The organism is Agaribacter flavus, from assembly GCF_042646125.1.
GTDB classification, from domain to species: Bacteria; Pseudomonadota; Gammaproteobacteria; order Enterobacterales; family Alteromonadaceae; genus Glaciecola; species Glaciecola flavus.
The window spans coordinates 217,379-231,928 of the sequence record NZ_JBHRSW010000005.1 but is presented as its reverse complement, the minus strand read 5'-3'; the positions used below and the strand labels follow the sequence as shown (position 1 = coordinate 231,928).

Below are 14,550 nucleotides of genomic sequence, written 5' to 3'. Positions count from 1 at the left end.
CAATGAAATTTTGTTAAATTATTTTTAATAAGCGAAAATTAAAACTAAGGTATTATCTGTATTAATGCTTGTGTGATAGCACGTAACAAGCTAATAATTGTAGTTAATACATAAACTTCCATGCATACGGAAGCGTAAAAATGAAGGACTTTGGCAATGACAACAATGCGAAAAGTATCCCAAATGGTTGGAGTGTCTACCGCAACCGTCTCTCGCGCATTAAAAAACCCAGAAATGGTATTGCCTGAAACGCGGGACAAAGTGTTAAAAGCAGTCGAGGCTTTGGGCTATCGGCCCAACATTTTGGCAAAGAATTTTTCATCGGGTAAAACACAAACTGTTGTGGTTATTGTCACGGATCTAACAAACCCGTTTTTTTCGCGCATAGTGCAAGGTGTCGAAGAAGAAGCGCAAAAGCTTGGGTATTCTGTGCTATTGGGTGATACCAATGATGACATAAATCGAGAACGTGTATATGCCGAGATGGTCTTAAATAATCGAGCAGATGGCTTGATTCAGCTAGACCATTTATTTCCTTTTGCTGATAAAGATAAAGAGATAGCGAAAACTGTGCCGATGGTAAGTGTCTGTGATGCTATCGACGGTGATTATGCTTATCCGTACATCACGATAGATAACTTTGCTGCCAGTCGTGACGTTGCAAAGCACTTGATATCTTTGGGTCATACGAAAATCGGTGCAATAGCGGGCAGAGATGATAGCCACGTTACTAGCGACCGTCTCGGTGGTTTAATGCGAGTGATGCAAGAGCACAGCATTCCATTCAATCAAGATTGGTTTATGCGCGGCGGATACACCAAACAATGCGGAAAAGAGTCAATGGAAAAATTGCTTGCCTTAGCCGATAGACCAACCGCTGTGTATTGCTTTAGTGATGAAATTGCAATTGGAGCAATAAAGGCAATAAAAAATCATGGCCTCAGAATACCTGAAGATATCTCTATAGTAGGATTTGACAATGTGGATATCTGTGAATACATGGATCCATCGTTAACAACGGTAGATCAACCAGCGGTTGATATGGGGCGCAGAGCAATGCAAATATTGTTTCAACTGATAAATGGTGAGCCTATACAAAGTATTACAGAGTACAAACCCTATACTTTGTTGGTGAGAGACAGCACGGGGCCTGTACCGAACTAGAGATAGTTGAGCACAAATAACAAACAAAGACAGACAGCCTCTAAATATTAAAATTGTGTAAATTTTGCCTTGATAAATTATTCAGAGCAATATAGATTAAAAAATGACCCGCTTGTTTTGTGTGCAAATGTAACCGGTTGCAGGTTTTTGTTTGTCTTTGTTTGCAACCGGTTGCACATGGCGGAGGTACTAGCATAAAAGTAGACAGATGCTCACTTGTAGCTCTGTCTATTAAGCACCTGCAAAACGCAGATAAGAGAAACATCAATAATAAAAACTGGCCCTCCACTGTTAAGGTCGGTAGTGCTAGAACAATAAAGCGTTTCTCGGTTCTTGTTTTGTTGCGAAAACAGGACTTTTCGCAACAAAACCAAGGGCACTTATACTAATAAATAGAGGAAACACCATGACAGTTCACAATAAGGTTTACTCACACTTCGGCAACAAACGCTTCAAATTTAAGCGAACGTTAATCAGCCTTTCTATTTTGGCATCTATTGGTTCAGTGAGCGCACAGCAGACGTCTCCAGATAATGAGAATGACGAAGAATCAGAATTAGTAGAAAAAATCGAAATTCGTGGAATTCGAGCATCGTCCGCTGAAAACTTAGCTACTAAGCGCTTATCTAATGCCGTCGTTGACGCTATTACTGCTGAAGATATCGGTAAGTTTCCAGACAAAAACGTGGCAGACGCCCTACAACGGGTGCCTGGTGTGTTAATTACCCGAAATGGCGGTGAGGGATCGACGGTAAGTATCCGTGGTCTAGGGCCTAGGCTCACATTAACACAACTCAATGGTAACTACATCGCGTCCAGTCCGGGTGCTCCCTCTCGCTCTTTCTCATTTGAATTGTTGCCTTCAAACTTAGTAGGACAAGTAGAGGTGTACAAAACCCCAGAGGCCAGAATCGACGAAGGGGGGATCGGCGGTACCATTATAGTGAACAGCCGTAAACCCTTGAACATGGAGAGAAACTCTGGTGCATTGAACGTTGAATATACTTACGCTGATGTGACAGATAAATATGAGCCACAGTTTAGTGGTATCTACTCGTGGAAGAATGAAAATGAGGACTTCGGTGTTCTCTTTGGGTATGTCAGCCAAGACCGTTTAAATCGTTCTCAATCTTCTGCAGTAAATATCTTAAACAGTAATTTCAGATATTCAGAGTTACGCGATGGGCAGCCAGTCGAGGGCGGTGCGACAGGGTTTGCGCCGCAAAGTTTTGTACAAAATATCATTGAAGAAGACCGAGAGCGCACTGGCATTCAGTTTACGACGCAGTGGCGGGTGAATGACAGTTTTGAAATTGGCGCTAACTACTTTCAATTTACTCTAGGCCTCGATTCCATTTTACATCAACTTGAGTACCCTGAGTGGCACAATAATCCTAATTACTGGACAGATGTCAGAGTGAATGCTGACGCTGAATACGTCGTTGGTATTGATTATTCGGTAGGTGTGAGCGGTTCTGAGGCGATTGCTCAAATTCCAAGAATAAATGGCGAGTTTGTGCGTGAAGAGTCCACTTCAGATACCTTCGATTTTTTTGCAACTTACGAGGGTGACAACTATGAAATACGAGCCGTAGCGGGTCATACAGAATCTGAAGGGGGACCGACAGAAAAATATCGTTCTGCTTACTATTCAGGCTCAAACATCGACGGTACAAATTCTTCACGTTTTTATGGTTGGAGTTTCGAAGACAAGTCCTTGATCACCTATATTGATCCCGCTATGCATCAAAATTTACTCAGCGGTCTGGGTGGTGAAGCGGATATTGGCGCGACTGATTCTAGTTTTGAAACAGGCACGCAAGAAGAGGATTATGCCCAAATTGATGCAAACTGGTTTGTCGACTGGGGCATAGTAGAAACACTGCGCTTTGGTGCAAAGTACCGCAAAAATGGCATTCGCAGAGATACCAGAAATACATTCTACCTCGCTCCTGATTTCGATATTGCGGCAGCTGAAGCTTCTGGAGGCATCGATTTAGACGATGACTATTCTAGAAACGGTGGGATCCCACTGCTTACCGAAGTTATCGCAGCTCAGCCATTAGATAATATCTCAGGTGCTATTAATACGAATATTTTTCCAGCAGTTAATTGGCACCGCTATGCTGAAATTTTAAATGAAAATTTCGTACGTTATACGCGATTTGAAGATGACTTTGTCTATGAAGTAGAAGAAGAAATTACCGCAGCCTATGTGCAAGCTGATTATAAATGGGGGGAAGTTAGAGGTAACTTCGGCGTACGTTTTGTCGACACTACCACCACAACATCTGCCAGTGATAGATTTGTTTACGCATTGGATAGAACTGATGATCAAGGTAACCCCCAACCTCAAAGTGTCGCTATTCAGCGAGATACGGTCATCGTTGATAAAGAAGAATCTGACACTGAAGTGTTACCCAGCGTAAATATAGTTTGGGATTTCAGCGATGATTGGGTGGCTCGCTTTGCCCTAGCAAGGACATTGGCCAGACCAAATTACAATGCATTAGGACGTTTTCAAAGCCTAGTCTACCGCTCCGCAGAGTGGGCGGCAGATTCAAGCTCTAGGCCCGATTTTAATCCTCTAGTCGATCGCGAAGGATGGACTGGATCAGGAGGCAATTCAAGTTTAAAACCGGAAACCTCTGATCAGTTTGATTTTTCACTTGAATATTATTACGGCGAGGGCTCGGGGCTAAGCTTCGCATACTTCTACAAAGAGGTAGATGGGTTTAGTGTACCTTTGGAATTAGACGTGCAAAGAACTGTTCCTGTTCGAGATTTTACCCTTGCTAACGGCAACGCGATTTCTCCAGGTGGTGATATAGTGGTCACCAATTTTTCTACGACAGGCAACGGCAGCAACGCTACTTCAGAAGGGTTTGAAATAGCTTGGCAGCATTTCTTTGAAAATGGCTTCGGTATCTATACCAACTATACTGACAATGAAGCCAGCTCCGCAGAGGTTGAACAGGATGGTGAGGTAATTGGTGAACGCCCATTTGTGGGCTCTGCAGACTATTCGTTTAACTTTTCTGCGTTTTATGAAAATGATGATTTCAGCGTACGTGCCTCATATGTTGAGACAGGCCCTACAATCGGTGGTCAATCCCAACTTACGCTTTCTAGTGGCGAAACACTTAACTTTTTTACAGACACATATGAACAAGTGGATGTTAACGCAAGCTACAATATCACTGAGCAGCTTACGGCAACTGCATCTGTTATCAATCTAACCAAGTCCGAAAGTTACGCCCATGTGGGTAACGACACAAAAGACAGGTTTTTAAGCAATGGCTATGGTGGTCGACGGTTTTTCGTCGGCTTGAACTACCGCTTTTAAAACTCACCCTGTGCTAATTACGGATTTGAATAGAGGAAGATATTATGAAAACTTTTAAGAAACTTAAGCTGTCAGCTGCCGTGACGGTTGCAATTATTAGTTTAGTTGGTTGTAGCGCAGACGAGCCTCAGCCACAAGAATTACCACCGAGAGCGCCTGTTGCTACCTTTACATCTGCGGACGTAATGGGTGCTGCAGTTAAGGGAACTTTTGCAAGTGCGGAAGTTTCCGTCACTCAGATGAACGGTGCAAATGTTAGCATCGCAAGCGATAATCTTAGCTCAGCAAACGGTGAAATTAATATAGAAATCCAAGGCGATGCTGGTTTTGGCTTAGATAGTATGATGGAAATTATGGTCACTGCAGGCTCTGGCGCAAGTATGATTTGTGACGCGCCCATGTGCGGTGATGTGGCGATGGGTGAAGTACTTAGTGGAGGTGCACTCGAAGGCACATCACTAAGAAGTTTTACTTATGTCGGTGTACCTTATGCGAACGCTGCTGACGGTACTCAAGACGCTTCATTTCAAGCAAGTGCTTTAACTACCGTTGCTTCTAACTTAATCGATAATGCCGCAGCGGCGGGTCGGAATGTTGGTGTTAGAGAGTTGTTCGAAGCCGCGATGTTAGAGTTTTCTGAGACCACACTAAAAGGTCTTGGTGTGTTTGCGCCTGGTTTGAATGTTTATACGACACCTCTCATTAGCGCCGAATCCTACGATAATTTTGTTGTCGGACAAACATGCACTACCGGCGATAGCGGAGAAGTGTGTGTTGATGACTTAGCTCCGCCTTCGGTTATTAAAGCCTCGTTAGTTAATGCCGCTTTTGCAAATATAGCCGAAGGTGAAACTTTCAATGAAAAGATGGCAAATGCCTCAGCTGCTATTCAAGCAGCAATAGATGGCGATACTTTGGCATTAGAGCCTTTGCGAGAGCGTTTATTGGCGAGTGTTTCAGCGGTTCCCTTTTTGTCAGAGCTAAGGCTAAGCGCTGAAGAGGTGGTCGATCTTGAGCTTGAATTTATTGAAGATGGGGCGAGTAGCGGCCCAATAAAGGAGATTACCACCTCTGAAAACGTTGCGTCTGCGACAATTACAGCACGCAATAGAATAAGCGAAGGTGAGGCAGAAGATAAAGCTTTTGACGGTCGCACAGACACAAAGTGGTTAGATCACAATGACTTTGGGCCGGCGCCATCCGCTGAAGATCCCTCATGGATCCAGATCGAGTTTGCAGAGTCACAGGCTGTTAACACGATAGCTATTACCAGTGCCAATGATGCGCCAGAAAGAGATATTGAAAACTTTAGCGTTAGCGGGTCATTTGATGGTCTCACTTTTGTTAGCTTGGGTGAATTTATTGGTTTGTCTTTTGAGGAGCGGTTTGAGCGCCAAATGTTTACGTTCAGCAATGGCCTTGCCTTTCCAATATACCGCATAGATATTACTAAAAACCTGGGTGATGTCGGCCTTACTCAAGTGGCTGAGTTCGACTTTTTAGGTCCTGTTTTTGCCGATCTTGATCATTCTGATGTCGAAGCTAAAAGCATTGTCGCACGTGCCTTTATTAGCGATGGTGAAAATCAAGATAAAGCCTTTGATAATGATCCACAAACCAAGTGGTTGGACAACGCGGGGGTGCCATCTGAGGAAGATCCTGCATGGGTTCAAGTTACTTTTGACTTGCCCGTTGCGGTCAACACGCTTGCACTCACAAGTGCCAATGATGCGCCGTCTCGTGATCCAGAAAACTTCAGTTTGTGGGCACGTAATTCAGAAGAGGATCCTTGGATTGAAATCGGTAGTGTACTGGGTGAATCTTTTGATGAAAGGTTTGAACGTAAATCTTTTAGTTTCCAAAATCAACTTGCCTATTCAATTTACCGAGTAAATATTACAAAAAACTTTGGTAATGACTCGCTAATGCAAGTAGCTGAAATAGAGCTCATCGGTGCTGAAGTGCCAGGGCAAAATCAGGCGCGGACAGAAGGTGCCAGTTATGTTGCCCGTGCTTTCATATCAGATGGTGAAAATCAAGACAAAGCTTTTGACGGTGATGCTAACACGAAGTGGTTAGATAACGCCGGCGTACCTTCTATTGAAGACCCTTCTTGGGTACAGATAGACTTGGTCGAAGCAAAAACAGTCAATACGCTTTCATTAACAAGTGCCAATGATGCACCCGAACGGGATCCTGAAAACTTCAGTGTTTGGGCGTCGAATGATGGTGGCAATTCTTGGATTGAACTTGCTGCATGGATAGGTGAGTCTTTCGATGAGCGTTTCCAACAGCGCAACTTTGTGTTCAGCAATTTACTGCCGTTTTCTACTTATCGATTCAACATCACGAAGAACTTTGGTAATAGCAACTTGATGCAGATTGCAGAAATTGGATTAATTGGCCCTCAATACGCCGGTGTTGATCACTCCAGTACAGATGGAGCAGTTTATTCGGCCAGAGCGAGTATTAGTGAAGGAGAAAATCAAGACAAGGTTTTTGATGATGACATCAATACCAAATGGTTGGATAACGCAAGTGTGCCATCCGTTGACAATCCAGCTTGGGTTCAAGTTGACTTGCCATCAGCTAAAGTTGTGAGTGCGCTTGCGGTTACCAGTGCAAATGATGCGCCTGACAGAGATCCCGAAAACTTTGAGTTGTGGGGATCCAACGATGGCGGGGCTACTTGGGAAGTTATCGGCACTTGGGTGGGAGAATCGTTTGACAGCCGGTTCCAACGCAGATCATTTGATGTTGCCAACGGGTTTGCGTACACAAGTTATCGTTTCAATGTATCCAAAAATGCTGGTAATAGTAATTTAATGCAAATTGCTGAAATCGAGTTGATTGGTTTGGATAACTAAGTGCTCTGGCTAGGCAAGCGTTGCCTTGTCTAGCCGAGCCTTACATTTTCTTTCCCTTTGAATAAAAGGTTGACTCCTATGAATAGCAGAAGACGTTTTCTGAAGTTATCTGGTGTGCTGGCCTCGTTTCCCGCTCTGTCAAATCTTGGCTTTGCAAGCACAGCATCGAACAACAATTCATCAGCACCAATTGGAAAAGCTGGTAAGCCTTTGGTGGTCTCTACGTGGGAACATGGGATGCCTGCGAATAAAGTAGCATGGGAACATTTGCAAAAAGGTGGATTAGCCATTGATGCTGTTGAGGCAGGTGTAATGGTGCCAGAAGCAGACCCCAATGTAATGACGGTAGGCTATGGTGGATATCCAGACCGCGAGGGTCGCGTAACACTAGACGCTTGTATTATGGATCACAAGCAGAATTGTGGTTCGGTGGCTTTTTTGGAAAACATCAAACATCCTATTGCTGTTGCAAGAAAAGTCATGGACAACACGCCTCACGTCATGCTTGTAGGAGAAGGAGCCTTAGACTTTGCGAAATCAGAGGGGTTTAAAGAAGAAAACTTACTTACTGAAAAAGCAAAAGCATTGTGGCAAACATGGAAAAAAGACCCAAGCTGGCCACCTCAGATAAATATAGAAAACCACGATACCATTGGGATGCTTGCGTTGGATAAAAAAGGCAATTTGTCTGGTGCCTGCACAACAAGCGGTGCCTCGTTTAAGATGCGTGGGCGTGTGGGTGACTCACCCATCATCGGCGCCGGCTTATATGTTGACAACGATATTGGTGCCGCCACGGCAACCGGTATGGGCGAACTTATGATGAAGACAGTGGGTTGTTTTTCTGTCGTCGAGATCATGCGCCAAGGCGCAAGCCCTCAGGAGGCATGCGAAGAAGCGGTTTCTCGTATTGCAGCAAAGTTGGATGACTATCGTCAATATCAGGTTGGTTTTCTTGCAATAAACAAACGAGGCGAAGTGGGCGCATATGCAATTCAGTCAGGGTTTAACTATGCCTTGCAAAACTCAAGCGGTTCTCAATTAATAGATGCTAGGAGTAAGCTTGCTTAGATTAATACTTTTATTACTCGTCATACTTGGTTCTTCTCAAGTACTTGCGCAAATTAAACACAGTGAGCCGCCATTTTCGCTCACGCTCTCGCAAGCGCTCGAATGGGATAAGGATTCTACGCTAGCTGAGCCACGTAATGTTAGTCAGGTACCTCTAGCTGAGCGGATTGATCCAGCTACAAATCCTCTGACAAAAGGGCTAGACGTGAACGCAAAGGTATTGCTTGCACCCGATGGGATGAATAACTTTGGCAATTACATCAGTCCCCAAAGCCAATTTAATTTATACAATTTTACCAATTGGGCGTATATCGATAGCTTGAACTGGTTTGCTGGCACTGCTGATCAAACCGTCAATATTCCCGCTCGCCCATGGGTTGAGGCTGCTCACAAAAACGGTGTGAAAGTGCTGGGTACAGTGTTCTTGGGAATTGCACAATGGGGTGGAAGTGCAGACACCGTGGAGCGTATGCTGATACAAGATAAAGAGGGGCGGTTTGTTTTGGCGCATCGTTTATTGAGTATGGCGAAATATTATGGTTTTGATGGCTGGCTGATCAATCAGGAAACCGATTTACAAGTCGTAAAAGATGATAAAGGGCAAGTTGTAAAAGGCAAAGTTGACAAAAAACGTGGTCGTGAGCTCGCAAAAAAAATGCAATCCTTTATGCGATATTTGACAAAAATATCTCCGCAGGAAATAGAAATTCATTGGTACGATTCAATGCTGATGGATGGACGTGTTCGTTGGCAAAATACGCTGAATGAAAAAAACTTGCCAATGTTTCAAGCTTCTCCAGATAGCCCCGCAACTGCAGATGCTATGTTCGTTAATTATTGGTGGAATGAAGAAATGCTTATCCAAGGCGCAGCGCTAGCAATAAAGAAAGGGCGTTCGCCTTATGATATTTATTTTGGCGCGGACTTATGGCCTGAGAGAAGAGCACAGAGAGCATTTTCACGCTATAAGTGGCTAGAGTATATCTTCCCCGCAGGTCGTCAGGCTAGATCATCATTGGCTCTTTTTGCAAACAACATTAATTTCAATTTTGCTGGAACCGACCAACAAGCTGCATATAGTCAATATAAAGAAAACCCTGAAGATGTGCTGCGTTTTTATCAAACTGAGCAACGTTTGTTTGCTGGCAATAATTTAAACATTGCAGTTCGCGATAGTAATGAGTGGTCTGGTTTAGGTGCACATATCGCTGCTAGAAGTGTCGTTAAAGCGTTGCCATTCATTTCCTACTTCAACACTGGACACGGTCGAATTCAGATGTCAAAGGGTAAAAAAATCGCAGGCAAGGATTGGCATGACATGGCAGAACAAGACATTTTACCCACATGGCAGTTTGCACAATTTAATAATGGCGACAAGCGTGTTCAAGTTCGATATGACTTTTCAGACGCCTATGAGGGTGGGTCATCATTGCGAGTGGATGTAAAAGCGTTTACGCAAAACAGTGTTATCGTCCCCCTGTATAAAACAGCAATCAGACTCCCTTCAAATGCAACTATACATAGCTTTGCAAAGTTAAATAATTTGCCTGAGAACAAGATTTCTATTCTTCTTGAATTTGAAGGGGGCGAAACTGAACAATCGTTCTTACGCAAGCAAAAGGCAAGTGAAAGTGGATGGCATAGCAATAAGCTCGACTTAGCGAAACATGCTGGTAAACAAGTCACTCGTATCAGTATTGAAATTGAAGCAAGCGATAATTCAGGCTATTTTTTGTTGGGAGGGTTGCATATTGAATAAGGCTGAAGAGTTATTCATGCACAGTTGTGACAAGCAGCAGAAACTGAAAAATAAGCTAGCTAACTGTGAATGGCGATTCAAGCAATCTGGCACAAACACATGGCGACCAGCCTCTGTGCCGGGTTGTAACTTTTCTGATTTACTCGAAGCGGGGGTGATTAATGATCCTTTTTATGCCGATGAAGAAACTCGATTGCAATGGATTGAGCATCAAGATTGGGAATATGAAACCTCTTTCGAAATGACAGAGAGAGAGTTGCTCGCATTAGATTGGGAATTGTTTTGTGAGGGTCTGGACACCTATTGTGATGTGCGTGTTAACGACAAGCATATCGCAAGCGTTGACAATATGTTTCTCAGTCACTGTCTACGCATTAAAGAGTATTTGAGAGCCGGCATCAATACACTTCATTTTTATTTCTATTCGCCTATTCGTTTAAATCAACACTTACCCGCCAAAAACGGGTTGGTTTACCCTGCGGAAAACGATAAGTCAGATAATAAACTCAGTGTGTATGTGCGCAAAGCGCCTTATCACTTTGGCTGGGATTGGGGGCCAAGGTTCGTTACCAGCGGTATTTGGCGTCCTGTACACTTGCTTCCTGTTTTTGGTGCAAAGATAGTTGATGCCTACGCCACACAGAGCCACAAACAATCGCATGTTCAGCTCACCTTTAGTCTGACGGTGGAATGTGCGATTTCTACGTATTTGACCGTCGTAGCCAAATGCAATAACGTCGATATTGCGCCATCGATAAAACATCTTAGTGTGCAAGCAGGGGACACTAATACCGTCGAATTGTCGTTTGTGATAGAAAAGCCAAATTTGTGGTGGCCTGTTGGTCAAGGGTTACCATTTTTATATGAATTCTCATTGAGCCTCTTAGACGACAATCAACGTTTTTGCAGTATAGATAAGAAAATTGGTTTGAGAACGATTGAGCTTGTTCAGGAAAAGGATGAATTTGGGCAGTCATTTTATTTCAAGGTCAATGGCCGTGCGATCTTTATGAAAGGGGCAAATTACATTCCAAGTGATAGTTTTCTGCAAAAAGTGAGAAAGGAAAAGTACGACACCATTTTTGCTGACGTTTTAGCTGCCAATATGAATATGCTTCGAGTCTGGGGAGGCGGTATTTATGAAGATGATTACTTTTATGAACTGGCAGATAAGCACGGAATATTAGTTTGGCAAGACTTTATGTTTGCTTGTACTCTGTACCCTGCAGACAAAGCGTTTTTAAATAACGTAAAAGACGAAGTGATATGCAACATTAAACGTCTCCGTAGTCATCCGTGTATCGCCCTGTGGTGCGGTAATAACGAGATTGCAATGGGAATAGAGTGTTGGGGATGGCAAGAAAATTTTGGTTATTCTGATACCCAATATGCGAAACTCAAGCAAGACTACGAGGTGCTTTTTCATCAGCTTTTACCGAGTTTGGTAAATGAACTGCACCCTGAAATAGATTATATCGCCTCATCTCCCATCAGTTTTTGGGAACGCCCTGAGGAAGATCTTGTTGGGGACAATCATTATTGGGGCGTATGGCATGGGGAATTGCCTTTTTCTGAATTTAAAACGCGCGTGCCGCGATTTATGTCAGAGTATGGCTTTCAAGCATTCCCACTTCTATCCTCAATCAAACACTTTTGTCCTGAGAGCGATTACTTTTTAGACTCTCCTACGATGTTGAATCATCAAAAACACCCTCGTGGAAACAACATAATTAAAAAACACATAGAGGCAGAATTTAACGCACCAAAAGACTTCGAGAGTTTTTTATTTCTCAGTCAGTTATTACAGGCACAAGCATTGGGGACGGCGTTTCTGGCTCATCGTAAAGCACAGCCATTTTGTATGGGAACCTTGTATTGGCAGCTCAATGATTGTTGGCCGGTTACTTCATGGTCGAGTATTGATTATTACGGTAAATATAAAGCGGCGCACTATGAGGCAAAAGCATTGTTTCGAGATCGATTAATTGCAGCGGATGTCGATGGCGATACCGTTACGATATATGCGTTGAATGACGCCCCTGAAGCATACTTATTTAACATTGTTATCAAGCTTATGTCGCTGTCAGGCGAGGAATACATGCATGCCAATTATACCTGCATTGCGCCGGGGAATAGCAGTTCTAGTGTCGTGAGCCTGATGCTCGAAGAAGTGTTAGAAGGCGTCAATATGGCTGAAGTGTTCCTACTGATGCTGTGGCAAAATGCAGATGGAGAGAAAGAAAATAGTATTTATTATTTTACAGAAAACAAGGAGTTACCCTTAAAAAAACCAAATATTCTTGTGGATGTTTCCATTCTTGACGGGCAAATAAGCATTAGCTTAACTGCAGATACCCTCGTTAGGTATGTATATTTGTCTTTTCCTATTTGTGATAAAAATTTTAGTGAGAATTTTTTTGATTTAGTGCCCAATGTTGCAAAAAGCGTTTCGATAAAGGACGATGTACTAGCTCAACAAGGCCTTGAGCTGGTCAAGGAATCACTGGAAATTACTTCGCTTTACGATACGTATAATTAGGCTGGATTTACATGCAGTTATCACTCTTAGACCTTGTCATCATTTGTGCTTATATGCTTGGGACATTGTTAATTGGAATTTGGGTCTCCAGACAAAGAAGTAATAATACTGAAGACTACTTCTTGGGAGGTAAACGCATCCCTTGGTGGGCACTCGGGGTGTCCAATGCATCTGGGATGTTTGATATCGCAGGGACTATGTGGTTAGTCTCAATGATGTTTGTATACGGCTTAAAAAGCGCTTGGTTACCTTGGATTTGGCCGGTATTTAATCAAATTTTCTTAATGGTCTATTTGTCTGCTTGGCTGCGGCGTTCAAATGCAATGACCGGTGCTGAATGGCTTGCTAGTCGATTTGGCGAGGGCAAGGGTACCCAGTTATCACACCTTATTGTTGTTGTTTTTGCGCTGATCAGTGCAGTTGGATTTATTGCTTACGCCTTTAAGGGTATCGGAAAGTTTTCAGAAGTTTTTTTGCCATGGGGATGGTCAGCGGATACCTATGCATTGGCGATATTCACGCTTACCAGTTTATACGTCATTAAAGGCGGCATGATAAGCGTCGTAGTTACTGAAATCATACAGTTTTTACTGATGACTCTTGCTGCTATTTCTGTCGGTATTATCGCTATATCAGCAATCAGCCCCGATATGATAGCGAAAGCGGTGCCACACGGATGGTTGGAGCTTAGCTTTGGTTGGGAGCTTGCTTTGGACTGGAGTGGGGTAATCGATAGTGTCAATGACAAGATAGCCAGTGATGGTTTTAGTTTGTTTGGCCTGTTTTTTATGATGATGCTATTTAAAGGCGTATTGTCCAGTATGGCAGGCCCAGTTCCAGGCTACGATATGCAACGGATTCTAGCATGTAAAGATGCTAAAGATGCAGCCAAAATGAGCGCTGTGGTGTCTTTAGTGATGCTTATCCCACGTTATATGATGGTTGTAGGTTTGGCTGTGCTTGCCTTGGTCTTCATGGGGCCAGATATTCAGTCGTCCCAGCAGAACTTTGATTTTGAGCAAGTCTTGCCCTTTGCGATCAGTAATTTTATTCCGGTAGGTTTGGTTGGATTATTAATAGCTGGTTTGTTAGCTGCGTTCATGTCAACCTTTGCCGCGACAATTAATGCGGCACCAGCATATTTTGTTAACGATATATATCGCCGTTATTTAAGGCCAAGTGAGAGTGAAACTCACTACGTTAAACTCAGTTATGTTGTGTCCCTGTTAATTGTTATTGTCGGCGTCAGTTTTGGTTGGATTTTAGATTCGATTAACGAGATCATGCAATGGATATTTGCTGCTCTATTTGGTGGGTACTCGGCTGCGAATATACTGAAGTGGCATTGGTGGCGTTTCAATGGTTACGGCTATTTTGGAGGCATGCTCAGTGGTTTGCTCGCGTCTTTAGCGCTACCAGTTATTTATCCTAGTTTACATCCATTGTACGCTTTTCCCTTTTTGTTATTTGCTGGGGCTGTTGGCTCGATCGTTGCCACTTTACTCACGCCAGCGGACGACTTTAATGTACTTAGTCAGTTTTATAAAACGGTGCGACCTTGGGGGTGCTGGGGGCCTGTTCGCGAGAACGTCAGTCGATTAAACCCAGAAACAAAACATGCTTCTATGAAGAAAGATGTGTTCAATGTCCTTGTGGGTATTGTTTGGCAAACTAGTTTGGTACTCATTGCTATGTATTTAGTTTTGCAACTTTACTCGGCAATGCTATTGGCAATCTTGGTGTGCTTAAGCACGAGTTATATTTTAAAGCGAAGCTGGTACGATAAGTTGGAGGCTTAATGTGG

At 43.3% G+C, this 14,550-nt stretch carries 7 protein-coding genes; all 7 read left to right on the top strand.

Annotated features, from left to right (window positions below):
* Positions 1 to 156 precede the first annotated feature (156 nt).
* A complete protein-coding gene (locus ACFOHL_RS03125; RefSeq protein ID WP_376918739.1) occupies positions 157 to 1,164 on the top strand; it encodes a LacI family DNA-binding transcriptional regulator in 1,008 nt (335 codons plus the stop codon).
* Between the two features lie 406 nt (positions 1,165 to 1,570).
* Complete coding sequence (locus ACFOHL_RS03120; RefSeq protein WP_376918738.1) at positions 1,571 to 4,510, top strand: TonB-dependent receptor; 2,940 nt, start codon at positions 1,571 to 1,573, stop codon at positions 4,508 to 4,510.
* 44 nt (positions 4,511 to 4,554) lie between these two features.
* The gene (locus ACFOHL_RS03115; protein ID WP_376918737.1) at positions 4,555 to 7,377 is read left to right on the top strand and encodes a discoidin domain-containing protein; all 2,823 of its coding nucleotides are present in this window, start codon (positions 4,555 to 4,557) and stop codon (positions 7,375 to 7,377) included.
* A gap of 78 nt (positions 7,378 to 7,455) precedes the next feature.
* Positions 7,456 to 8,448, top strand: coding sequence for a N(4)-(beta-N-acetylglucosaminyl)-L-asparaginase (locus tag ACFOHL_RS03110; protein WP_376918736.1), 993 nt, complete (start codon positions 7,456 to 7,458; stop codon positions 8,446 to 8,448).
* Complete coding sequence (locus ACFOHL_RS03105) at positions 8,441 to 10,207, top strand: endo-beta-N-acetylglucosaminidase (protein WP_376918735.1); 1,767 nt, start codon at positions 8,441 to 8,443, stop codon at positions 10,205 to 10,207. Before ACFOHL_RS03110 ends, ACFOHL_RS03105 begins: the two co-directional genes overlap by 8 nt.
* On the top strand, positions 10,200 to 12,746 hold the full coding sequence (locus ACFOHL_RS03100; RefSeq protein ID WP_376918734.1) for a beta-mannosidase: 2,547 nt from the start codon (positions 10,200 to 10,202) through the stop codon (positions 12,744 to 12,746). The genes ACFOHL_RS03105 and ACFOHL_RS03100 overlap by 8 nt, the downstream gene beginning before the upstream one ends.
* Before the next feature lie 11 nt (positions 12,747 to 12,757).
* Entirely contained in the window at positions 12,758 to 14,545 is a 1,788-nt protein-coding gene (locus ACFOHL_RS03095) for a sodium:solute symporter family protein (protein WP_376918733.1), read from the top strand.
* Positions 14,546 to 14,550: the final 5 nt, after the last annotated feature.

Bases quoted from the DNA above. Each gene is read 5' to 3' on its own strand.
- ACFOHL_RS03095 (WP_376918733.1), top strand. From the start codon at position 12,758: ATGCAGTTATCACTCTTAGACCTTGTCATCATTTGTGCTTATATGCTT.
- ACFOHL_RS03115 (WP_376918737.1), top strand. From the start codon at position 4,555: ATGAAAACTTTTAAGAAACTTAAGCTGTCAGCTGCCGTGACGGTTGCA.
- ACFOHL_RS03110 (WP_376918736.1), top strand. From the start codon at position 7,456: ATGAATAGCAGAAGACGTTTTCTGAAGTTATCTGGTGTGCTGGCCTCG.
- ACFOHL_RS03120 (WP_376918738.1), top strand. From the start codon at position 1,571: ATGACAGTTCACAATAAGGTTTACTCACACTTCGGCAACAAACGCTTC.
- ACFOHL_RS03125 (WP_376918739.1), top strand. From the start codon at position 157: ATGACAACAATGCGAAAAGTATCCCAAATGGTTGGAGTGTCTACCGCA.